21 protein-coding genes and 1 pseudogene are annotated in these 22907 nt (G+C 61.5%); 9 read left to right on the top strand and 13 right to left on the bottom strand.

Features of this window, described 5'->3' with window-relative positions; all coding sequences use genetic code 11:
- Window positions 1-36 precede the first annotated feature (36 nt).
- The gene (locus QFZ41_RS18650; RefSeq protein WP_429200099.1) at window positions 37-651 is read right to left on the bottom strand and encodes a TetR/AcrR family transcriptional regulator; all 615 of its coding nucleotides are present in this window, start codon (window positions 649-651) and stop codon (window positions 37-39) included.
- Between the two features lie 84 nt (window positions 652-735).
- Here QFZ41_RS18650 and QFZ41_RS18645 point away from each other — a divergent pair, with 84 nt between their 5' ends.
- Window positions 736-2187 (top strand): efflux transporter outer membrane subunit, encoded by a 1452-nt coding sequence (locus QFZ41_RS18645; protein ID WP_429200098.1) that lies wholly within the window; start codon window positions 736-738, stop codon window positions 2185-2187.
- A 1-nt stretch (window position 2188) separates the two neighbouring features.
- Window positions 2189-2812 (top strand): glutathione S-transferase family protein, encoded by a 624-nt coding sequence (locus tag QFZ41_RS18640; RefSeq protein ID WP_429200097.1) that lies wholly within the window; start codon window positions 2189-2191, stop codon window positions 2810-2812.
- Window positions 2813-2857: 45 nt separating this feature from the next.
- On the opposite strand, the gene QFZ41_RS18635 is transcribed toward QFZ41_RS18640, so the two are convergent.
- A complete protein-coding gene (locus QFZ41_RS18635) occupies window positions 2858-3661 on the bottom strand; it encodes a LytR/AlgR family response regulator transcription factor (protein WP_429200096.1) in 804 nt (267 codons plus the stop codon).
- Window positions 3658-4776: a sensor histidine kinase gene (locus QFZ41_RS18630; protein ID WP_429200095.1), complete on the bottom strand. Its 1119-nt coding sequence runs from the start codon at window positions 4774-4776 to the stop codon at window positions 3658-3660. The genes QFZ41_RS18635 and QFZ41_RS18630 overlap by 4 nt, the downstream gene beginning before the upstream one ends.
- A gap of 180 nt (window positions 4777-4956) precedes the next feature.
- Here QFZ41_RS18630 and QFZ41_RS18625 point away from each other — a divergent pair, with 180 nt between their 5' ends.
- Window positions 4957-5322 (top strand): hypothetical protein, encoded by a 366-nt coding sequence (locus QFZ41_RS18625; RefSeq protein ID WP_429200094.1) that lies wholly within the window; start codon window positions 4957-4959, stop codon window positions 5320-5322.
- Window positions 5323-5381: 59 nt separating this feature from the next.
- Window positions 5382-5723, top strand: coding sequence for a hypothetical protein (locus tag QFZ41_RS18620; RefSeq protein ID WP_429200093.1), 342 nt, complete (start codon window positions 5382-5384; stop codon window positions 5721-5723).
- Between the two features lie 21 nt (window positions 5724-5744).
- On the opposite strand, the gene QFZ41_RS18615 is transcribed toward QFZ41_RS18620, so the two are convergent.
- Window positions 5745-6197, bottom strand: a complete 453-nt coding sequence (locus tag QFZ41_RS18615; RefSeq protein ID WP_429200092.1) for a nuclear transport factor 2 family protein — start codon at window positions 6195-6197, stop codon at window positions 5745-5747.
- Window positions 6198-6334: 137 nt separating this feature from the next.
- Between QFZ41_RS18615 and QFZ41_RS18610 the strand changes: the two genes are divergently transcribed.
- From QFZ41_RS18610 to QFZ41_RS18600, 3 genes are all read left to right on the top strand, one after another.
- The gene (locus QFZ41_RS18610) at window positions 6335-7093 is read left to right on the top strand and encodes a hypothetical protein (protein WP_429200091.1); all 759 of its coding nucleotides are present in this window, start codon (window positions 6335-6337) and stop codon (window positions 7091-7093) included.
- Between the two features lie 95 nt (window positions 7094-7188).
- The gene (locus QFZ41_RS18605) at window positions 7189-7572 is read left to right on the top strand and encodes a TraR/DksA family transcriptional regulator (protein WP_429200090.1); all 384 of its coding nucleotides are present in this window, start codon (window positions 7189-7191) and stop codon (window positions 7570-7572) included.
- A gap of 240 nt (window positions 7573-7812) precedes the next feature.
- Window positions 7813-8637 carry an alpha/beta fold hydrolase gene (locus QFZ41_RS18600; RefSeq protein ID WP_429200295.1) on the top strand — a complete coding sequence of 275 codons (825 nt, stop codon included), beginning with the start codon at window positions 7813-7815 and terminating at the stop codon, window positions 8635-8637.
- 52 nt (window positions 8638-8689) lie between these two features.
- On the opposite strand, the gene QFZ41_RS18595 is transcribed toward QFZ41_RS18600, so the two are convergent.
- On the bottom strand, window positions 8690-10972 hold the full coding sequence (locus QFZ41_RS18595; RefSeq protein WP_429200089.1) for a peptidoglycan-binding domain-containing protein: 2283 nt from the start codon (window positions 10970-10972) through the stop codon (window positions 8690-8692).
- A gap of 169 nt (window positions 10973-11141) precedes the next feature.
- Entirely contained in the window at window positions 11142-11936 is a 795-nt protein-coding gene (locus tag QFZ41_RS18590) for a hypothetical protein (protein ID WP_429200088.1), read from the bottom strand.
- 633 nt (window positions 11937-12569) lie between these two features.
- Between QFZ41_RS18590 and QFZ41_RS18585 the strand changes: the two genes are divergently transcribed.
- Window positions 12570-13645 (top strand): IS3 family transposase gene (locus tag QFZ41_RS18585; protein WP_429198855.1). Its coding sequence is split into 2 segments (ribosomal slippage): window positions 12570-12828 and window positions 12828-13645, totalling 1077 coding nucleotides; the frame shifts between segments, so codons are not numbered across the junction.
- A 150-nt stretch (window positions 13646-13795) separates the two neighbouring features.
- Here QFZ41_RS18585 and QFZ41_RS18580 read toward each other — a convergent pair.
- On the bottom strand, window positions 13796-14662 hold the full coding sequence (locus tag QFZ41_RS18580; RefSeq protein ID WP_429200087.1) for a hypothetical protein: 867 nt from the start codon (window positions 14660-14662) through the stop codon (window positions 13796-13798).
- Window positions 14663-15087: 425 nt separating this feature from the next.
- Between QFZ41_RS18580 and QFZ41_RS18575 the strand changes: the two genes are divergently transcribed.
- Window positions 15088-16196 (top strand): IS3 family transposase gene (locus tag QFZ41_RS18575; protein WP_429198854.1). Its coding sequence is split into 2 segments (ribosomal slippage): window positions 15088-15349 and window positions 15349-16196, totalling 1110 coding nucleotides; the frame shifts between segments, so codons are not numbered across the junction.
- Here QFZ41_RS18575 and QFZ41_RS18570 read toward each other — a convergent pair.
- The 6 genes and pseudogenes from QFZ41_RS18570 to QFZ41_RS18545 all read right to left on the bottom strand — a co-directional run bounded on the left by QFZ41_RS18570 (window position 16197) and on the right by QFZ41_RS18545 (window position 22781).
- On the bottom strand, window positions 16197-16850 hold the full coding sequence (locus QFZ41_RS18570) for a hypothetical protein (protein ID WP_429200086.1): 654 nt from the start codon (window positions 16848-16850) through the stop codon (window positions 16197-16199).
- A 174-nt stretch (window positions 16851-17024) separates the two neighbouring features.
- Window positions 17025-18704 (bottom strand): annotated as a pseudogene (locus tag QFZ41_RS18565) (type IV secretory system conjugative DNA transfer family protein); the annotation flags it as partial.
- Between the two features lie 80 nt (window positions 18705-18784).
- Window positions 18785-19117 carry a hypothetical protein gene (locus QFZ41_RS18560; RefSeq protein WP_429200085.1) on the bottom strand — a complete coding sequence of 111 codons (333 nt, stop codon included), beginning with the start codon at window positions 19115-19117 and terminating at the stop codon, window positions 18785-18787.
- A 527-nt stretch (window positions 19118-19644) separates the two neighbouring features.
- Window positions 19645-20355, bottom strand: a complete 711-nt coding sequence (locus tag QFZ41_RS18555; RefSeq protein ID WP_429200084.1) for an MHYT domain-containing protein — start codon at window positions 20353-20355, stop codon at window positions 19645-19647.
- A gap of 19 nt (window positions 20356-20374) precedes the next feature.
- Complete coding sequence (locus QFZ41_RS18550) at window positions 20375-21610, bottom strand: methyl-accepting chemotaxis protein (protein WP_429200083.1); 1236 nt, start codon at window positions 21608-21610, stop codon at window positions 20375-20377.
- A 118-nt stretch (window positions 21611-21728) separates the two neighbouring features.
- Complete coding sequence (locus tag QFZ41_RS18545; protein ID WP_429200082.1) at window positions 21729-22781, bottom strand: class I SAM-dependent methyltransferase; 1053 nt, start codon at window positions 22779-22781, stop codon at window positions 21729-21731.
- Window positions 22782-22907: the final 126 nt, after the last annotated feature.

The following is a 22907-nucleotide window of genomic DNA, read 5'->3' as shown; positions in this document are numbered from 1 at the left end:
GTCTAGTGACCTATTTGTCAATTGGTCACATCAAATTTAGGGGGCAAGGCTCCTGAGGACCAGTCCCAGGACAACCTCCAGACCCGCGGGGGCCCCATCGAGATCGAGCTGGAGCATAACGGGATTCGTAAACGGCGACGTGGCGAACCAGATGCCGCAGCAAACGTCGTCGATAGGTGTTTTCTTCTCGAAAGCACCCGCGTCCCGCCCCTCCTGGACCAGCGTGGTCAGGCGTGCCAGCAGCATCCTGGTGTAGTGTCGCGAGCTCCCCCACTGTTCCGCGCAGGAGTGGGAGACGATGTCGTAAAGCTGTCGATCGTTGAAAAACTGCTCAAGGCTTTGCTTGAGAATCTCACGGAAAAAGGCACGGAGACGCTCATTCGGGCCGTCTGCCGCCTCAACCGCTGCTCCCACGGCCGAGAGCTGGCCCGTGAGGCAACGGGTACAGATCGCCTCACCGATGGCCTGCTTCGAGTCGAAGAACTTGTAGATGTATGCCTTCGAAAAACCGATGGCCTTGGCCAGGTCCGACACTGTCGTCTTGGCATAACCAAACCGGCTGAAATACTCGTCGGCGGCTTCGATGATTTGATCCCGCACCGATACCGAGGCGAGTGGATCCGGAACGAGGGCGGGCGCTGTACTGGTCATGCGGTGACAGTACAACCCCGACGACCTCCTTGACAACGAGTGACCATTTCGTAATATGGTCACATTTCATCGCCGAGCCCACCCATGTCATCCCTTCCCCGGCTTGTACTCGCCGCGTCCCTTGCGGCGGCCCTGCAAGCGTGCGCCGTCGGCCCTGATTACAAGACGCCCCCCACCATCGACCAGGCGGCCGACTTTCATTCGGCCGCGACGGCTTCCATCCGATCGGGGCAGACAGTCGACGCCTCACAGTGGTGGAACGCGTTCGGCGACCCGACCCTTGCCGCACTCGTGGAACGTGCCATGCGGGCCAACCTCGATCTCGCCCGTGCCGAGGCCCGCGTGATCCAGGCCCGCGCGGGAGTTACCAGCGCGACCGCGTCGCTCGCACCAAGTGGCGCCATCGATGCCTCCGGCGGCCGGGCGAAGCAATCTCTAGAAACGCCGCTCGGACGTGTGCTCGACAGCACACCAGGCTTCGACCGATATGGCAATCTCTACGAAGGTGACGTCTCGGTGGGTTGGGACATCGACATCTTCGGGGGACGTCGGCGCGAACGCGAGAGTGCCCTGGCCAGCTATCAGGCAGCCCGGGCCGAGGGCATCGCAGTGCGTCTTGCAGTCCAGGCGGAGGTCGCGCGCACCTATGCCACCCTTCGCGAACTTCAAGGCCGCCTCGCTGTTGCCAGGGACCAGGTCAAGACGCAGGAGCGCCTGACATCGACCATACGCATGCAGTTCGATGCGGGTGTCGCCCCCGAGCTCCAGCTACGCCAGACCGAGGGTGTCCTCGCGCAAGTCAGCGCGGCCATCCCCGATCTCGAATCAAGCCTCGAAGCCACGGGCAACGCGCTCGACGTGTTGCTCGGGCAACAGCCCGGCACGGCACTTCGTGAGCTCCCTGCCGATGCTCCCGTGCCCACGCCTCCCCGCGTAGACGCCATGGATGGCCCGGCAGGATTGCTGCGCCGTCGACCGGACATCATCGCCGCCGAACGGCAACTCGCCGCGACCAACGCGAACATCGGAGCGGCAATCGCGGAGTACTACCCCTCGTTTTCGCTCTCGGCGCTTGCCGGCACGGCAACGACCACCGCGGGCCACCAGTTCACGGGACCCGCGAACCAGGCGTCGGCCCTGCTCGGTCTGCACTGGCGACTGTTCGATTTCGGGCATATCGACGCGGATATCAAACGGGCAAAGGGAGCCCATGCCGAAGCGCTCGCCAACTACCGGCTGACGGTCCTCCACGCCAGCGAGGAAGTCGAAGATAGCCTGACGGAGCTGGTCAAGCGGGAGGCGCAGGCACAGATCCTCGCCCGCGGCGAAGACGCGCTCACCAAGGCACAAACGGCGTCCCGAACGGCCTTCGAAGGTGGCGCGGTGAGCATCATCGAGGTGCTCGATGCCGATACGCGACTCCTTGCTACACGAGACGCACGCGTTCGGGCGAACGCGGCCGCGACCCGCGCCGCGATCTCATCGTTCCGCGCCCTGGGCGGCGGCTGGGATGTGCCGCCCGCGAAGGCCCCCTGACGTGAGTCATAGCCTGCGCCTCTGGGGTGACCGGACGGGCAATTGCATCCGGGTTGCCATTGCCTTGCACGAGGCGGGGCTTCCGTTCGAGGCGCGACGTATCTCATTGACCAACGCCGAACACCGGTCAGTCGATTTCCGGGCCCTCAACCCCATGGGAAAGGTTCCTGTCCTCGAGGAGCGTGGTGCATGTGGCTTGCCTCGCGTCACGGATCAAACGAACGCGATCTTGCTCCGGATCTCGGCCATCGCACCAGGCACGCTGGTTCCAACCAGCGCCACCGCAGCATCCATCGCCATGGCACGCTATTTTTTTTTCGTCACCGATGTCATTGCCCCTAGCCACGCAGGCTTCTGGCTCGCAAGACAGGGCGACTCGGCGGCGGCCGAGAGGTTGCAAACGCTTTCGCGCGCCACGGCCGAACTGGCCGAGACATTCGCAGCAAACGGCACTTTCATGGCCGGTGACACATTCTCCCTGGCCGACATCGCTGCCTTCACAATTCTGACTTCGTGGGGCAATGACTTTCCCTGGCAACGACTCCCTGCCCTGTCGGAGTGGCGTGACCGCGTGGCGTCCCGATCTTCCGTCATAGCCGGAAGCCGCGTTTTTTTATCGGGATGACATCGCAAGAACCGGATAGTTTGCGCGCTGACGAGCGCCGGTCATTCAACTCGTCGGCGGAAGCGGAATATCGCCACGCGCCGACACCAGCCGCAGGAAGGCCTCGCGCTGGTAACGACTCATGCGCAGCTTCTGGCCCGTGTCCATCGTCACCACGTGGTGCCCGTTGAACCAGGGGTGGATGGCCTGCACGCGGCGCACATTGATGATGGCCGATCGATGCACGCGGGCGAAATGCTTCGGATCGAGCCGTTCGGCCAGCGTCGCCATCGTCTCGCGCATCTCGTGCACGCCATTCATCAGGTGGATCTCGACCGCGTTGCCATTGGCCTTGATCCAGACGATGTCGTCGACATCGATGAAGGTCACCTGGTCACGCGTGCGGATGGGAATCCGGTCGAGATAGCCTTCGCGCCGGCGCAGCGCCTCCAGCACCTGCTGGATGGCTTCGCTGCCCGCGGCACTCGCGCCGGACGGTGTTGGCGCCGCCAGCCTCGTCTTCACCCGCTGAAGCGTCTGCACGAAGCGATCGCGGCTGAAGGGCTTGACCAGGTAATCCACGGCATTGGCTTCGAAGGCACGCACGGCGTAGTTCTCGAAGGCGGTGACGAAGACGGTGGCCGGCATTCTCGCCGGGCCGATCGCGGCCACCACGTCCATCCCGTCCATGCCGGGCATCTGGATGTCGAGGAAGACCACGTCCGGCGAATGTTCGCGGATCGCCTGCACGGCGGACACGCCGTCGCCGTACTCGCCGGCCACCTGCACCTGCGGGTCCTCGCCGAGAAGGCGAACGATGGCGCGCCGCGCGATCGGCTCGTCATCCACCACGAGGGCGGCGATGGTCATACCGTGTCGATCTCCGGTGAGTCGTCCATGTCTTCGATGCGGCGGAACGGCAAATGGATGCGGCAGGCGACGCCTTCGGGCCAGAGCATGTCGAGACGCACCTTCCCCGCCTCGCCGTACAGTTCCTGCAAGCGCAACTGCGTGTTCGATAGACCGACCCCGTGGCCCTTGTGCGTCCGCCGCCCCTCCCCATTCTCCAGCGTACTGTTGCGATTGCGCACCTCGATACAGAGAAGATCGCCCTCGCGGCGGCTCTCGATCTCGATGATGTCGCTGCCTACTCGCTCGCTGATGCCGTGGTGGATGGCGTTCTCGACGATGGGTTGCAGGATCAGGCTCGGCACCGCGCAATCCAGCGTGTCCGGCGCCACGTAGATGCGTATGGCGAGCCGGTCCTTGAAGCGCATGGCCTGGATACCGAGGTAGAGGTCGAGCAGCACGAGTTCGCGCCGCAGGCTCACTTCCTGGCCGTCGTAATCCTCCAGGAACGCACGCAGCAGGTCACTCAGGCGCAGCAGCATGTCCTCGGCGGACAGCGTGTCCTCCTTCAAAAGCGTGGCGATAGCATGCAATGTGTTGAAAAGGAAATGCGGCTGAAGCTGCGATTTCAGGGATTGCAGCCGCGACTGCGCGAGTTCGGCCGCCATGCGGCTGGCTTCCATCTCGCGACGGTTCTTTTCCTCGCGGAACTGCAACGCCTGCTGGATCGCGAACAACGACCAGTACGTCAGTAGTCCGGTGGCGAAATGCTGGCCGAGGAACTGCCGGAACTGCTCGGCGAAGGAACTGGGTTCGAAAGGCGCGGATACCAGGGCGCCGATGAAGAGCGACAGCAGCGTCACCGCGATACTCGCCGCGATGGGCCGGAACAGCTCACGCAGCCGGGTGACACCGATGACCGGGTACCTCGCCGCCAGCTCGAACACGGCCGGCGCCAGGGCCGCCCACGTGTACCACTGGATCATCGACCAACGCAGGTAATCCGTGGCGTCCCAGGTATGTCCGGAGAGGGCGTCCTGTTGATACCGCTGCACGGCGAAGACGACGACCACGACCGTCCACAGGGCGATATAACGCCTCCATCCGATGTCGGTCGTGCCGAGGCGAAGCTTCATCACAGGGAATCCAGGAAAGAGTGCGGGGCCATCTTAGACGCAGTTTCCAGCCGGCGAGAAGCATTCCTTTCACCCGCTACGATTCGCCCCGGCCCTCCTACGATTCGTCCCGGATGCGTTGTCCGGCAGGCTCGCGCGAGTGCCAGATAGGGGCGTCATCGACCGACTCAGGAGAGTCCCATGTCACCGATCCGCAGCGCCCTTGCCGTTCTCGCCCTCGCCTCTGTCGCGTCCTCCGCGAGCCTCGCCGCCGACCTCACGAGGCTGCCCGTCGAAAAGCGCGAGGTAGGTCTTTTCACCGTGGTCAACGCCACCTTCGACAGCGTGACGGACATCGCCACCGCACCGGCGAGTTCCCAGGATTTCGAGAAGGTCGCCCTGGGCGACGCCCTGCCCGGCGGCCTCAACTCCGCGACGGTACGCCTTCCGCCCGGCGACTGCGTTCGCGATGTACGCGTGACCTTCCGCGATGGACGCAGCCAGGTCTTCCCGGCCGTGGACGTCTGCCGGACGCACGGCCTGCGCCTGGCGACACACCCCGTCTAGGTGCGCCGCGGGCGTGCGGCGGCTACGCTAGCGGACCTTCATGCAACCGCCGGCACCCGATGACACGTCCTGATCCGCAGAGCGAAGCCGGCCAATGGCTCGACCGCCTGCTCGAAGCGCGTGCCGCCGAAGCGCAGGCGGCACGCGACACCGCACTCGCCGCCGACGAACTGCGCCGGTACCAGAAGTTCGCGCGGCCGGGGCAGCCATCGGCGCACATCGTGCAGCTTCGGCAGAAGCAGGCAGCGGCACGTCAGGCCAGTGCGCGGTCCCGGCAGGCCTTCCTCAAGGCCGCCGTGGAATTCGTGCGCAGCGCCGGGCTGACGATGCCACCCAAGGCCTCGCTGGAGGTATTCGTCACCGCGTGGATCGACACGCACGTGACGAAGGACGCGGGCTAAGCCAGGCGCCCTGCCCGCGCTTCAACGCGCGGGGCAATCGTCCCGGCTGTTGTCCGCGATGCCGGAAACCAGCCAGCGGCCATCCACGCGTACCAGGTTCACCGCATCGGTGCCGCAGTGCTTCACCTTCCCGTTCACGAGAAAGTCGTAGGACGCCCAGACGATGGCGATGTCACCATCGATGCGCACCAGCGGATCGTAGATGCGCTCTTCGATGCGGTCCTTGCCCGGCTTGATGTGATTGGCAAAATCGGCAAGGGTCATGCGGACGACCTTGCCCTTGCGCAGCAGGGCCACGCTCCCCTCGGGCTGCACCGCGGCCAGCATGGCCGCACTGTCGTACTTCGCCATGCCATCGAACAAAGCCTGCACAGGCGCCAGTACCGCGGCCTCTTCCTTGGTGGCGGCGTGTGCCGGCACTACGGCGAAACCCACGAACGCCATCATGGCGGCGACCAGCGACCCAAGCTTCATGCGATTCCCCTGTCTTCAGGACGGACCCCATCCTAAGCCGAATCGCGGGCCGGGGCGTATGTGTCAGTGGTCACGCTTCCATCGGCTTGACACCCATGGGCGTACAGTCGGGTCCATACCCTTCCTGGCAACCCTGCATGACTCTAGACGATTCCGCCCGCCGGACGATCTTCCTGGCTTCGTGCCTCATGGCGGCGCCGCCGGCCGCCGCGGTGGAGCGGTACGTCGGCACGGCCTACCGGGCCGGCGCCGGGACACCCCTCTACCGCGAGGTGCACCTCGTGGACAGCGAGCGCCATGCGGTCCTGTTCGAATGCCTCGACGGCAAGGCCTTCGCCCGCAAGGAGCTCGACATGCGCAACGGTTCCCCGCAGCCCGACTATTCCTTCCTCGATGCCCGCACGGGCTACGAGGAAGGTGTTTTGCGGGAAGGTGGCACCCGCGTGGCCTATGTGCGCCGTCCGGGGGGCCAGCGGGTGGAACGGCCGCTACCGGACAAGGGCGACGCGGTGATCGATGCCGGCTTCGACACCTACCTGCGCACCCATTGGGACACGGTGGTGCGGCGAGGCGCCACGGTGGCCTTCCTGCTCACCTCGCGCGGCCGCTTCATGCCGATCCATATATCCGCCGATCAACCACGCGACGGCGACCGCCAGCTCACCCTGAAACTGGATGCGTGGTACGCGTTCGTCGCGCCATCCATCGTGGTGACCTACAGCGAAGCCGACCGGCGGCTGCGCCGTTACGAGGGCCCGGGCAACATCCGCGACGCGCGCGGCAAGCCGATCACCGTCCGCATCGAGTTCCCTCCCTCGGAACGGCGAAGCGGGGTCACGGGCAATCCCATCGACGATGCCTTGAGCGCCCCACTGGACGGCCGCTGCGCGAGCTGACCCGCAGGCAGGGTACAAATTCACAATCCGGGTGCAGGACAGGGTGTTAAACCACCGTATTGGCCTCGCCACCTTTCCCACTCCGGAGTATCCCCATGTCCCATGCCATGCTGGACGACGCCTTCATCGCACGCCAGAAGCAGCGCCTGCTCGACCTTAAAAAACAACTGATCGAGGTGGGCGACGCCGCCGGTGACGACGAACAACGCTGGCAGGCGGCCGCCGGTGGCGAACCGCAGGACGAAGGCGACGACGGCGATCGTTTCGCCCAGCAGGCCAACGACGAGGCCGTGTTGTCGCACAACGAAACCCGCCTGGTCGCTATCGACCGCGCGTTGGAGAAGATCGACGAAGGCACCTACGGGCTTTCCGACAGCAGCGGTGACCCGATTCCGCGCGAGCGCCTGGAAGCGGTTCCGGAGAGCTGCTACACCGTCGAGGAAGCGAACGACCGGGAGCGCGCTGCGCGACGCGGCTAAAAAAAAGCACGACCGTCCTATCGTGCCCTTCGGCACCCCCTGAGAATGGCCAAGGGCCCCTCAGGAGACAGACCCGTGACCGAATCCAATGAACTCGCGCTAGATCCGAAGCGCCGCAACTTCGTCCTCAACGCGGGCACGCTCGCCGCGGGCACCCTCGTCGGCGCAGGCGCTATCAGCGCCTCCGCTCCCGCGAGCGCCGCGACCACGTCATCATCCACTGGCAAGAAGGAAAGCTCGATGTCTTTCATCACCACCAAAGACGGCACCCAGATCTTCTACAAGGATTGGGGCAAGGGTCAGCCCATCGTCTTCCATCACGGCTGGCCGCTGAGCGCGGACGACTGGGACGCGCAGATGCTGTTCTTCCTCAACGAAGGATTCCGCGTCATCGCGCACGACCGCCGTGGTCATGGCCGCTCCACGCAGACGGCCACTGGCAACGAGATGGACACGTACGCCGCCGACGTCGCCGCGCTCACCGAACACCTCGACCTCAAGAACGCCATCCACATCGGCCATTCCACCGGCGGTGGCGAAGTGGCGCGTTATGTCGCCCGTCATGGCAAGGGCCGCGTGGCCAAGGCCGTGCTGGTCAGCGCCGTGCCGCCGATCATGGTCAAGACCCCCGCCAACCCGGGCGGCCTCGACATCTCGGTGTTCGACGGTCTCCGTCAGCAGCTGGCCGCCAACCGCGCCCAGTTCTACCGTGAAGTGCCGATGCCCTTCTACGGCTTCAACCGCCCGGGCGTGAAGACGATCGAAGGCGTGGTCGACAACTGGTGGCGCCAGGGCATGATCGGTGGTGCCAAGGCCCACTACGACTGCATCAAGGCCTTCTCGGAAACCGACTTCACCGAAGACCTGAAGGCGATCGACGTGCCGACCCTCGTCCTGCACGGCGACGACGACCAGATCGTCCCTTACGCCGATGCCGGCGTGCTGTCCGCCAAGCTGCTCAAGAACAGCGAGCTGAAGATCTACAAGGGCTACCCGCACGGCATGCTGACCGTCCATGCGGAAGAGCTGAACAAGGACATCCTCGCCTTCATCAAGAAGGCTTGATGGTTCGGTTGCCGCAACGGGTTATCCGTTGCGGCGACTTCTGGTTTGTCGGCTAGCGCGACATCCCCTGGCTCAGTTGCATGTTCTGCTCCCGGAACGCCTCGAGCATCTGCGACTGTTGCTGATCGAATTGCTGGATCTGCGCGATCGCCTGTTCCGGCTGCGGCGGTGGCACACTGAGATCCACCTGCGCCGGACTCGTCAAAGGTCCTCGGCCGAGCATCGTCAAGGTCAGGGTCTCCTCGTTCAAATGAACAGCGGCCAGATTGTCGGCCGTGATCTGATTCTTGTGACATGCCGCCGTGAACTGCAGCAAGCGGTCTTCCGATGCCTCGGGAATGTTCCTTTGCAGTTCGTTATAGAGGTCGTGATTCGGGCTGTCCGGATGCCGCGGGTCGGTGCGGGCGTGGGTCCGGCTCTGGGATATGGCCTCAAGTTCCTTCTCAGGTTCCTCGGGCTCAGTTTCCTGTGTTGCACCGAATACCGGGGCACCGCGCGACACAGCGGGCGTCACCGCCTGCTGCAGGTCGGCGATGAAGGCCTGCGCCTGCACCGTCTTGACGGTCGTCTCGTCCGGCAGGCCCGTCACCGGCATGTCATGCATCGACTGGAACCGCGCCACGGCGGTTTGCGTGGGCGCGTCGTAGGTTCCATGGACGGTCAGTGGATGTCCCGCCATGTCCGGCACGCCCAGCGTGTTCAGGTTCTCTTGCAGGGTGCGGACGCTATCGGCGTTCGGGAGTACGGCGGCTGCGGCCTGCAAAGGGTCCGTCCGTCGCTCTGGCGGCGCTTGATCGATGGTCGGAAAAAAGGGCGACACCGTTCGTGCCTCGGGCACCACGGACCGATAAGCCGCGATCGCATCATCGGGCTGCTCGTTTCGCAAGTACGGCGCGTCCGGTTGCCCGATCGAACGTAGTTCGGTCTCCACGGCGCGATGCACGGCGGCTAGCGTGGCGGCACCGGCTATGCCGTCCGCGATCAATTCATGATCGCGCTGGAATGCCTGAATCGCGGTTTGAGTCGTCGGCCCGAAGTCCCCGTCGGGATGTATCGCCCGCCCGCGCGCATCCGTAAACCCCAACCGCGCCAGGTCCGTCTGTAATGCAAGCACATCGTCGCCGTGCATGCCTTGTCGAAGCGCCCTGCCCTCAATCGCGTGGGCCCGGCCGACGGTCGTCGGCCCCACATGCAAAAGCGGCTCCGAATTGCCGTTGCGCTGAACAGTAAGGTCGACGGACCTGTCATCGTGCACGGTCCGGCTGATGTCGTCACGTGAAAGCTGCGACCATTCCCCGCCAATGTACGCGACGGCTCGCCCATCGGCATTCCACTGAACGAAGTCCGAGCCCGAGGCGAAGAACCCAGAAGTCGCGCGGTGATTACCGATGGCGGTAGGCGAGCCTTTACTATGTTCGCCGCCTCGCTCCAACGCATCGATGAAATGGATGGCCTTGCGGGGTTCCAGGAACAGGTTCTTGATGGTCATGTAGTGAGCCGCGAGGTCGGGACGTGTCGGGTCTTCGCCCGTGGCTGTTGGTTTGATCAGGGGGTCTTTCAGGACTTCCTGCCATGCGGCGTGCAGCGGGTTGTCTGGGCTGATCTGCTGTAGGCGTGTGTAGACAGCAGCGGCGTCGAGAGCGGCCTCGCGTCCATGTTGCATGGCTGCCGAGAATGCTTTATCCGAACGGGACTTAAGGTCATCGAGGGACTGGATCGTCGCCAAGGACTTATCATGATCCGCCATGTCAAAGAGCACTTTTTTGGTAATGCGTTCGCTCTGATTAAATCCCTTAGCTATGATCGTCGACATTTCGATACGTTCGCTAGCTGACGCTTTCTGATAAGCCTGCGTCACTACGAGTTTCGAGAGAGCAGAATCGTGAATACGTTGGACCTGCGCCATATCTCTTTGATGGACAAACTCCTTTCCTCCATTCGATTTTAAGAAAGCGTCGATACCTCTCTTTAATTGTGGATCGATAGGTCGATTCCCCTGCTTCCTGATCGTGTTTCCATTACGCGAAAGGTCGCCAACCATCGCTCTTCGCTGAATATCAGTAAGCTCCGTTTCGGCATGCTCCGCTACCCAACATTGATATGCAGTAGCCATGGATTCGGCCGTTTCACGATCCTGACCGAGATCCTTTTGAAGCGTACCAATGGTTAATCCACTATTCTCTACCGGGTACATTTTCCCGCTCTGGTACTTTCCAGCGAATGACAATCGACTCGAAACATCCCTTCCTCCGAGATTTCCCTCCGATCCGACACCCACCACGAAATATGCGATGGCCTTCAAGTGCCCCTCGCCAAGACTTTTCTGTTCCGTCATAGCAATCTTCCGTAAATATGTATTAAGTGCCTTGCATCACAGAAGACGAAATTACTCAGTTAAGAACGCGCTCGCGCCCCTAATCTACTCGCCTAGGTATTCTCGCGGAATCGTCGACCCACATGGGCTTGCCATGGCGATGGCCCGAATGTGCATTAGCCATCAAGCGCTAATTAAGGTGAAGCTCATCAGTCAAGAAACCGTGTGCGTCATCGATATCACTTTTCTCAGATTTGTCGATGATTCGTTTGACCTGATCCTCCTCAACGACGTGCAAGTGGGACGCATGCCCCACTGGTGTCAGATCATCTTCACGGACACGGAAGACATACCTACCTCCGGTAACCAACATCGTGCCGTCATGCAGATCCATCCCCCTGCTAATGAAGGACGCCCACTCGCTGTATGGGCTATCGGAAGGCGAGTCATTGAACAAAGGAACCTTCCTCCAGACAACCGCCTTCCCGTCAGGAGAAATTCTTTGACTAACTTCCAATATAGGCGCGTACGCGAATTCACGATTGAATCGCAGCGTACTCACATTGAATACTACGCTCCCAATGGTTCCTCCCGGACCAATCTCCTTGCAACGGAAATCCAGGAGACTGTCGCTTACGTGCGACTCTCCCTCTGAATCAACGAACGAATCAATGTATCCACCAAATTTCTTGATCTTGACGTCTCGGATCTCCCCGGAAAAGAAGTCCATAGCTTTTGATTTATCGCTGTTGGACGACAGGAGAACCCAGACAATCCACCGTCCGTTCGAATGCTCCACAAACATGTTCTCGGGCCAACTCTCCTTCCCATCGCCAAGCTCACGTTCGGCGACTCCATTGCTTGGCCACACGGGCGCCTCAACGGACGCCTTAGCTACATGGGACGGCGGCTGATCCTGCGTAAACGCCCCTACCGCCGGCGCTACGGTGAGCACCGCGGCCATGGCCACATGCTTTGCTCTCATCGTTTCGATTCCTTCGGATTGACCGACCGCCTGGCTTGAAGAAGGCGTTCTGTCGTGGTCGAATTTCAGGCTTGATCGCGTTAGCGGTGAGGCTCGCGGCCGAGGTCCAAGTTCTCTCGCAGTTTGTTCGTTGGCGATGGCGAGATCGCGTAGTAGTTGCTGGTCGTAAAGTGGGTCGGGGGTAGCCAGTTTGTGGACTGGTAGGAGTGACGACGCTGGCGTGTCGTTTTCGCCGATCATAGGAAGTGCGTCACTGCGATTATCCCGGCTATGCATTAGCGCTCCAACTTCATTGAAGGTGGAGTTCTTCGGTCAGAAACACGTGTGCATTCCTAATGCCACTTCTGTTGGCCTTATCGATTACCCGCTTGACATCTGCCTCGTCACGAACGTGCAAGTTGGGTGCGTGACCTACCGGTGTCAGGTCATCCGCACGGACACGAAAGACGTACCTTCCACCGACGATCAACATGTTTCCATCAGGGAACATTTTGCCATCCTGATATCTTCCAGCGAATGACAACCGGTTGGAAACGTCTCTGCCTCTGAGGTTACCCTCCGAGCCCGACGTCCCCCCAGATTTGAGTAGCGCCCCGGTTTCGAGTTCAATCCCCCACCAGAAGGAGATTGGACGTGAAGAAGCGTTTTTCCGAAGAGCAGATCATTGGTTTCCTGCGTGAAGCCGAGGCCGGCATGCCGATCAAGGATCTGTGCCGCAAACACGGCTTCAGCGAGGCCTCGTACTACCTGTGGCGAAGCAAGTTCGGCGGCATGAGCGTGCCCGAGGCCAAGCGGCTGAAGGACCTGGAGTCGGAGAACGGACGCCTTAAAAAGCTGCTGGCCGAGCAGCTTCTGGAAAATGAGGTCATCAGGGAAGCTCTGCGAAAAAAATGGTGAGCGCACCGGACCGGCGCGAGCTGGTGCGCTATCTGATCGGCAAGGAACTGAGTGAACGCCGGTCGCTGGCGATCGCCGGCATGAGCGCAAGCGCTTACCGATACGAACCGCGGCCCGACCCCAATGTCGAGCTGCGCGAGATGATCTGCGCGCTGGCGAATCGCCATAAACGCTACGGCGTCGGCATGATCTACCTCAAGCTCCGCCAGACCGGACAGATGGTCAATTACAAGCGAGTTGAGCGCCTGTACCAGGAGGCGAACCTGCAGGTGCGTCGGCGCAAAAGGAAAAAGGTACCTCCGGCCGAAAGGCAGCCACTGCTCCGGCCCGCGGCCGCGAACGAAGTTTGGTCCATCGATTTTGTCTTCGATCGCACCGCCGAAGGGCGCGTCTTGAAATGCCTGACGATCGTCGATGACGCCACGCATGAGGCTGTCGCCATCGAGATTGAGCGGGCGATCTCAGGTATCGGCGTAACGCGTGTCATGGATCGCCTGGCCGTCACTCGGGGGCTGCCGAAAATCATTCGCAGCGACAACGGAAAAGAGTTCTGCGGCAAGGCCATGGTCGCATGGGCGCACGAACGCGGCGTGCAGCTGCGACTGATCGAGCCTGGCAAGCCGAACCAGAATGCCTACATCGAGTCGTTCAACGGAAGGCTTCGCGATGAATGCCTCAACGAACATTGGTTTCCCAGCCTTCTGCATGCCCGAACCGAGATCGAAAACTGGCGACGGGAATACAACGAGGAGCGACCGAAGAAAGCACTCGGCGGACTGACTCCCGCTGCTTACGCGAAACAGTTACATTAATCCCGGACTCAAAATCGGACCGCTACTGAAGGCGGGGGGACGTCGAGCCGACACCGACCACGAAATAGGTAAGAGCCTTCAAGTGCCTCTCGCCAAGATTTTTCTGTTCCGTCATAAGTTTCCTTCCAGCCAAGTATCGATCATCCTTCTTCAGCGAAGATGAAGCTGTTCAATCAAGAATTCATGTGCGTCTTTGATGCCACTCCCTTCGGCCTTGTCAATGACTCGCTGGACATCGGCCTCATCAACAACGTGAAAATGAGGTGCACGACCCACGGGCGCTAGATCATCTTGACGAACGCGGAAAACATACTTTCCCCCGGCGATCAACATCGTGCCGTCACGCAGGTCCATCGCTGTCCCGATGAGCGATGCCCACCCTATACATGAACCACCCGAAGAAAATGAGTCGCAATACAAGGGAACCTTTCTCCAGATAACCATATCGTCATCAGGAGAGACCCTTTGGCTGACGTCTAGTATGGGCGCGTACAGAATCAGCTCATCGAATTGCAGCGAATCTTCATTAATTTGCACGTCGCCGATGGCTCCTCCTGGGCGTGGATCTTTGTAATGGAAATCGAAGACGCTGTTACTCACATGCGTCGCACCTTTCTCATCGACAAACGAATCGTTGTACCCTCCAGGCTTCTTTACCTTGACGTCTTGAACTTCGCCAGAAAAGAAATCCAGCGCCTTTGCCTGACCACGCTCTGGCGACACGAGAACCCACGCAATCCACCGGCCTCTCGAATGCTCAACGAACATGTTCTCCGGCCAGGTTTTCTTTCCATCGCCAAATTCGCGTTCCGCGATTCCATTGGTTGGCCAAACGGGTGCTTGCACATGCGCCTTAGTTTCAGGGTTAGGCAGGTGATCTTGCATGGATGCGACTACCTCAGGTGCTACCGCGAGCACCGCGGCCATGGCCACATGCTGCACTCTCATCGTCTCGATTCCTCCGGTTTGATCGACCGACTGCTTCGAAGAAGGCGTTCTGGCATGGTCGAGCTTCAAGTTTGACCGCGTTGGCGATGGGGCTCGTGGTCGAGTACCAAATTCTCTTAAAGTTCGTTCGTTGACGATGGCAAGATCGCGTAGTAGTTGCTGGTCGTAAAGTGGGTCGGGGGTAGCCAGTTTGTGGACTGGTAGGAGTGACGACGCTGGCATGTCGCTTTCGCCGACCATGGGAAGTGCGTCACTACGATCATCCCAGCTATGCATTAGGGCTCCAGCTTCATTGAAGGTGGAGTTCTTCGGTCAGAAACACGTGGGCATTCCTAATGCCACTCCCGTCAGCCTTGTCGATAACTCGCTTGACATCAGCCTCATCGAAAACGTGGAGGTTGGATGCTTGACCGACTGGCATTGTCGCCTCCCCGTAAACTTACTCCAGACATAACTCGAGGTCTCCGGGCAAAATAGCCCCAAGGAGACCCATCATGCGCAAAAGCAAGTTCACCGAGAGCCAGATCGTCGCGACGCTAAAGCAAGTCGAGGGCGGCAGGCAGGTCAAGGACCTGTGCCGTGAGCTCGGCATTTCGGAAGCGACGTATTACGTCTGGAAGTCCAAGTACGGCGGCATGGAGGCATCCGACGTGCATCGGCTGCGCGACCTGGAAGCCGAGCACAACAAGCTCAAGCGCATGTATGCGGATCTGGCGATGGAGAATCACGGACTGAAAGATCTCATCGCAAAAAAGCTGTAGACCCGGCGCACAAGCGCCCGCTCATTACCTGGTTGGTCGAGCACCATGGATGGAGCGAGCGTCGGGCCTGTCAGGCACTGGGCTTTTCGCGATCCACGCGGCGCTATAAAGCGCGTGTCGATCGCGACGAGCCAGTCATCGCGCTATTGGCGGAGCTGGCGGAGCGCTTCCCGGAGCGCGGCTTCGACAAGCTGTTTCAGATCATTCGCCGCCGCGGCTTGCCGTGGAACCACAAACGGGTTTGGCGCGTGTATTGCCTGATGCAACTGAATCGCCGGCGGCGCGGGAAGAAGCGCGTCCCAACGCGTCATCCGCTGCCCTTGGTTGCTGGTGAGTCGATCAACGGGAGCTGGTCGATCGACTTCATGTCCGACGCGCTCTGGGATGGTCGCCGGTTCCGAACCTTCAACGTGATTGACGACTTCACTCGCGAGGCACTGGCCGTGGAAATCGATCTCAACCTGCCTGCTTCACGTGTCATTCGGACACTTGAGCGGGTCGCGGCATGGCGCGGATATCCCTCGAAGCTTCGCCTGGACAACGGCCCGGAGTTCGTGGCCCTCGCGCTAGCCGAATGGGCAGAGCGCAAAGGGATCGCCCTGGACTTCATCGAGCCCGGGAGGCCGATGCAGAACGGCTTCATCGAGCGATTCAACGGCAGCTTCCGGCGAGGCGTACTCGATATGCACGTCTTTCGGAACCTGACGGAAGTGCGTGAGCAGGCCGAACTCTGGCTGGCTGATTACAACCGCGAGATCCCACACGACAGCCTCGACGGGATGACACCTGCCGAGTTCAGGCAACAAAACGATCCGGCTGCCTTGGGTTATGGTTGGCACTAACTAACGGGGGGTCGACAGCATCAGATCCTCTTTCCGGACGCGGATCACATATTTTCCGGCCGCAATCAACATTGTTCCGTCTTGAAGGTTCATGGCCGTATCGATATACGATGACCATATGCGACATGATCCATCCGAGGAATATGAGTCGCAGTACAGAGGTACCTTTCTCCAGATCACCGTCTCGTCAGGTGATAATTTTTGAACGACCTCCAACATTGGCTTGTACGGAATTCGCTGATCAAATTTCAGAGGCCCGTCGTCAAATCGTATGGTGTCAATGCCTCCCGAATGCGAGTCCATCGAGTCAAGGTCGATAGACGTATTTCTCCTATGCGTCGCATCTTTTGCGTCGACGAACGAGTCGTTATAACCGCCTGGATTTTTTACCTTTACGTCTTGAACTTCACCCGAGAAGAAATCGATAGCCTTTGCCTGACCGTGGCTTGGCGACGCTATCACCCAGGCGATCAACCGGCCTTTCGAATACTCTACGAACATGTTCCCGGGCCATGTCTCTTGCCCATCCCCGAGTTCGCGTTCGGCGATTCCATTGCTCGGCCAACGAGGCGGATCTACTAGCATCTTCGTCGTGGTCACGCCATCCTGTGCCGACACGTCTATTGTCAACACCGCTGCGAGGATCGCAGCCATGGTCAGATACCTAGCTTTCATAGATCGTTTTCCTTGAGATTGATCGATTGCCCACCCGGAGAAACCTCCTGTTGATGGGCTTCATGCCGCGACGGCCATCTGGCCAAGCGCAGCGCGCGCCTTACGACTGGCTGTCGCGACGACTTTGGCCTGCTTCTCTGGCGGAGCGGCTCGCTTGAGGTTGAGTTCGCGTACGTCGACCCTTGGCAGCAATCTGGCCATGAATCGCTTGTCCTCGTAGTACCTGATCTTTTCGCACTTCACCGGGTGCGCGATACCTTCGTAGAGGATCACCTCCTTGTCCGAACCCATCGCCTTGAGCTCCTGTGGGAGCATCAACGCCCGTCGCTCGTCGGACCGGTTGCGGGATACGTCCCTGCCCCTCGACACCGTTTCCTTCGACACCGTCGTATAGCCGAGCATGTCCGAATAGTCGTTCGCGTCCTGTTGTTCCCTGGGTGCGAAGATGATCTGCATCGCGTGATTGGTGATGATCGTGCGGGAGATATCCTTGCCGTACGTCGCATCCAGCTGCGCCATGCTCTGAATGATGGGCAGCAGGCGAAGGTTGTATCCGGCCATGTATGAGACAGAACTCGCCAGAATCTCGACTTTGCCGATGGCGGTGAACTCGTCCATCAGCAGCAGGCACTGGTGCTTGAGTTCGGGGTTGGTCTGCGGCAATTCCCGCGTATTGACGTTGATCAGCTGGCTGAAGAAGAGATTGACGATCAGGCGGCTCTCGGCCAGCTTGTTCGGCTGGATGCCGATGTAGATGGTCATCTTCTTCTTGCGCACATCCGTCAGCAGAAAATCGTTGCAGCTCGTGGCGGCGTCGAGCACCGGGTTGATCCACGCGTTCAGCGGCTCCTTGAAGCTACCCATGATCGACGCGAAGGTCTCGTCGGCCTGTGACAGCAGGTTGGCGAAGGCGGTTTTCGCGTCCTGGCTGAGGTGCGGCCATGCCGTCAGGCGTTGCAGGTGCTCCCGCAAATCGCCGCCGTCACTGGTCGAGAGCCGGTACACCCCGCCCAGCGTGGGGAACGGTTTGACACTCGACGGGACACCGATAGCCGCCTCCTGATCGAAGTTCTCGAAGAGATAAAGCGTGAAAGCTGTAAAGGCATTTCGAGCCTGACTGCTCCAGAACCGTTGGTCCCCGCTGCCATCGGGGTACAGCATGGCCGCTATCGATTGGATATCGGAGATGCGAAACGCGGGGTCCGGCGACACGTAGCTCAGGGGATTCCAGCGGTGGGTCCGCCGGTCTTCGGCGAAGGGGTTGAACAGAAAGATTTGCTGTTCCTGTGATGCCCGCCACCCACTGGTCAGGTCGAAGTTCTCCTGCTTGATGTCCAGCACCACGATGGAACCCTGGTACTCAAGCAGATTGGGAATGACCACGCCGACGCCCTTGCCCGAACGCGTCGGGGCGGCCAGGATCACGAACTGCTGGCCGCTGAGCCGGATCAGCTTCTTGCCGAACTTCCCGACGACGATGCCGTCGGGCGACTCCGTCAGAAGGCCTTGCTTCTCCAGATCGCGTCGGGTAGCGAAGCGTGCGTCGCCATGAAGGGCCGTCGAACGCGATGAGCGCAGCAACGGCACGAGGCAGCCGACCCACGCCAGCGCCGGCAGACCAAAGCCCGCCACACCCGCCGCCCTGATCTTCCACGCGTACGGTGCGTACTGCGGGTAATCCAAGGCATTGTGGTAGTCCCACCACGTCCGCCAGGTCAGCAGCATGTCCACGCCGAGCAGCGCGAGGGTCAGCAGACCCGAGAGGTACAAGCCGCCACCGAAGGCGACCAGAAATATCGCCGCGGCAAGTGCGGCCTTCGTCGATCCATTCACGTCAGGCTCTCCGTGCCCACTTTTCGAGGGGCGCAGTCTAGCCACTTTTCGGTGGCGTAACGCACGGGTGGGGAAAGTTCTCACTCGGCCGTTTGAATCTCAACGGCGAACCCACCTGTAGCGCGGTCCGTCTCAGCTGAGTCATGCGACTTTTCCCAACATATCCGCGCATGCGCCTGCGCCGTGCACTGCACGCCCATGTGGGTCAGTGCGCCGATCGCTTCCAGCGAAAGCGCCAACTGCGCGCAGTCCACCGTGTCCGATTCGTGCACGAGATCAGCGAGCAGCCCGGTAAGGCCGCGCGCGTACTGCAACCACTCGGTAGCGTCGTTGAGCAGGTCGTGCGCCGAGGCTTCGGGGTCGATGTAGTGGCGCGCGCAGCCCTCCGTGCGCGCGGTGTCGTAAACAGGCATGAACATTCCTTGGAAATGAGCGGAACCGCCGTCCAGGTGCGGCACGCCACGCACAGCGCGACGTGCCGCGGATCAAACGGACTCGCGGGTTCACCGGCGGCCCGAGACCGGGCGCCGGGTGGCTTGATTGACGAAGTGGATGCGGCGTCAGCCGGTTTCAGTCGCCTGCACAGGCGCTTGCCCGATAGGTGCGGACAAGAAACATCTCAGACGAAGGGCTGAATCCGCGGTTCGTCAACCGTCTCTGCACGGTGGGCAGAGGGCCCGGTAACCGGTGGGGGTGTCGCCGGGGGGATTCGGCGGGCGAGCTGGTGCCGTATGATCGTGGGTAGCCACGGATCAACTCCTCGATAGTTGGTCATGGTCAGCGGGTCGGGAGTGTTGGCGCACTTCCGGCCCGCGCTTCTCACCGCATGAAGCGATGGTTGTCTGCGACGCACGCAAATCGATTGCGCAGACAACGTGCCGACCGTAACAAAACAACGTCATGTTGTCTGTAGTCGTCATCGGAAAATTGCAGCCACTATCTACTTGAGCAAGGCCCACCACTGCGACAGGCTGACGACGGCCGTCGCAATCATCACCAGCCCCAGAATGGTCCAGGCATCGCTCAGTTGATTACCAGGGGAGCAGTACGATCCCGGCGCAAACATCGCCGCCGCCATGCCCGTGTAATGCATGCCGGTCACCGCGACCGCCATGACCAGCGCGGCACCCAGGCGTAGCGCCACGTGCGTCCAGTGGCGGCTGGTGCGCAACCAGGTCATGATCAATAACGCCGCACCGCTCGCACCCAGCGCGATCGCTGCCGAAGCCCAGAACAGAAGCGGCCGGTATTCGATACCCGGCAACATGCGCATGGCATACATGCCGCCGTAGTGCATCAGGCAGACGCCGGTGGCCATCAGCACCGAAGCGATCAGCCAGGTCACCAGGCGCACGCCGTCGCGGATCACGTAGAAACCGATCGCGCTTACCACGACCGCGACCAGCCACGACGCCACGGTGATCGGCAGGTCGAACGTGACCGGCACGCCGAGCGTCAGCGCGGCCATACCCATGAAATGCATGGCCCACACACCGGTACCGAACGCGAAGGCGCCGGCGACGACCCAGCGCAACTTCTCCGCTGGGGCGGCCGCACGCACGCGGGCCGTCATTTCTATCCCGCAGTACCCGGTGAGGGTCGCGATGACGAAGGAGTACGCCACCATCACCATGTCGTAGTGCTGTTCCATGCGAATTCCTATGTGATGGTCAGGCGCGTGCGAAAGTGAAGAAGGCGACGTTATCGGCCAGGCCGTCGGCCTGCTCCAGCATGTGCCGGCTCGCGGAGCTTGCCTGTCGCAGCAGCGACTCGTGGGCCTGCATGGCCTGGTCGATCTGGTTGAGGGCCACGCTGGCCTTGCCGACGCCGTCGGATTGCTGGGCACTGGCACGGGCGATGTGGCCGACCACATCGGTCAGTTCGCGCACGCTGTGGACGATCCTGGCGAGCGTGTCGCCAGAACTTCCCGCCAGCTGCGCACCATCGCTCACCTTGTCGCGACTGTCGGCGATCAACTGCTTGATCTCACCCGCCGCCGCGGTACAGCGTTGGGCAAGGTTGCGTACCTCGCCAGCGACCACGGCGAAACCTCGCCCGTGCTCGCCCGCGCGGGCGGCCTCCACGGCTGCGTTCAGGGCGAGCAGCCGGGTCTGGAAAGCGATGGCATCGATGAGGCCCACGATGTCGGCGATGCGGTCGCTGGAATCGCCGATCGCACTCATCGCCTGCTGCATCTGAGCGACGACGTCACCGCCGTCCTCCGCGCATTTACGCGCTTCCGCAGCCAGCCGGTCGGCGTGGCGGGCGTGCTCCGCGGTCTGCACCACCAGCGTGGACACCGTCTCCATGCCCGCGGCCGTTTCGCGCAGGCCAGCGGCGTCCTCTATCAACTGGCGCGCCAACACCTCGTTGTCCGACACCATCTGCACCGCCGCGACATTCACCGCGCCGGCGCCATCGCGCACCTTGCGGATCACACCTGCGAGGCGATCGTCCATGTCTCGGAAGGCCGCGCGGAGTTCACCGATTTCGTCGGAATAAAGGGCGGGAATGCGATTGTCCAGGCGCCCGTCGGCGACCGTGCGCGCCAGTGCCAGTGCGTCCCGGATGCGCACGGTGACCGAGCGGACGAAGATGCCGTCGAAGATCACGGAAAGCAGGAGTCCCGCCAGCACGGTGCCGAGTTCCGCGTTGCGGATATCGCGTCCTTCCGTGGCCTGCTCCCGGGCCAGCGCGTCGAGCGATTGCCTCGCCGCCGCAAGCGATGCACCGGCATGTTCCGCTTCGAGCTTGGACAGCAGCTCGCTGGCGTGCTGATAGACCTCTCCGGTATTGGCGTTGGCCCGGTCGATGCCGTAGAGGCCGACCAGGCCAGTCACCACCAGGAACGTCAGTACCAGTCCAAGCCGCAATCCCATGCGGACCTTGATCGTGTAGCGAGCCATCGGAGCTCCCCCGCTCGTTGAGACTTCGGTCGTTATCGGCCGGCGGGGGACGGACTTTAGGCTCGATTTCGCATTTATTTATACAAGCATCCACACGTGCCGATTTCGCATATGGAACTCACGGCCGCGCTTCCAGCACGATATTGAACGGTGTTTCCGCAGCGCGACGGAATCGACGAAAGCCGCCCGCTTCCACGATCACTTTGCGCAAACGCGCCTCGCCTGCCTGGGCACCCAGCGCCGGGCCCTGCTTTGCGAGCGAGACAGGCACGCAGATCATCGACGATGCGGCGTAGTACACGCGCCCGACGGGATTGAGGTTGTCTGCCGTGCTGTCGCCTGCGAAAGGCTCCACGACCATGCACGTGCCGTCATCCTTCAATGCCCCTTTCGCGTGCCGGGCGGCTCCGTCGGGATCGGCCATGTCGTGCAGGCAATCGAAGAAAGTGATGAGGTCGAAGTCGCGACCTTGATAGCCCGAGGCGTCGGCTTGCTCGAACGATGCGTTGACGATACCGGCTTCCTTCGCGCGTTCGCGAGCGACATCGATCGATGGAGAGTGATAGTCGTAGCCCACGAACTGCGATGCGGGAAAGGCCTTCGCCATCAGCACCGTGCTCGCGCCGTGGCCACAACCGATGTCGGCGACCTTGCCACCCCGTCCCAGTTTGTCGACGACGCCTTCCAATGCCGGCAACCACGCGCCCAACAAGTGCGCGTGATACCCGCCACGGAAGAACCGTTCGACGCCATGGAACAGGCACGGATGGTGTTCGCCCCATTCCATGCCTTCGCCACTGCGGAAGTTGTCGCGCACGCGCGGGTAGGTGTGAAACAACGCCAGGGCGATTTCATAGGCGCCGGAAAGATCGACGGGGCCGGCGGGATCGGCCAGGCAGGCCGCCTGTTCTTCACTGAGATGGTACTTGCCCGATGCGGCGTCGTAATCGACATAGCCGCCAGCCGCCTGGTTGCCCAGCCATTCGCGCACGTAGCGCTCGTGGGTTCCGGTACGTGAGGCCAGTTCGCCAGGGGTCAACGAGTCGCTGGCGAGTGCCTTGTACAGGCCCAGCTCGTCACCAAGCAGGACGAGCACCGCGCTGAACGCGGCGCCAAGGTCACCGATCGCCTTGCCAAGGAAGGCATTGAGTTTTTCTTCGTTGATGGACATGGGTACGCGCTCCGAAGCCAGGGGAATCGGTGCGGCGATCTTCGACGGTTCCGGCCGGCCGCCAGGCCCGGAACCGGCGACGTCGTCCTGCCGGCGGCATGTCTCCGCCAGGGTCGGGGCGTGGTC

The sequence above is a fragment of the Luteibacter sp. W1I16 genome (genome assembly GCF_050434905.1).
In the GTDB taxonomy this organism is placed as follows: Bacteria; Pseudomonadota; Gammaproteobacteria; order Xanthomonadales; family Rhodanobacteraceae; genus Luteibacter.
Note: the sequence above shows the minus strand (reverse complement) of the source record. Positions and strands in the feature narration are given on the sequence as shown.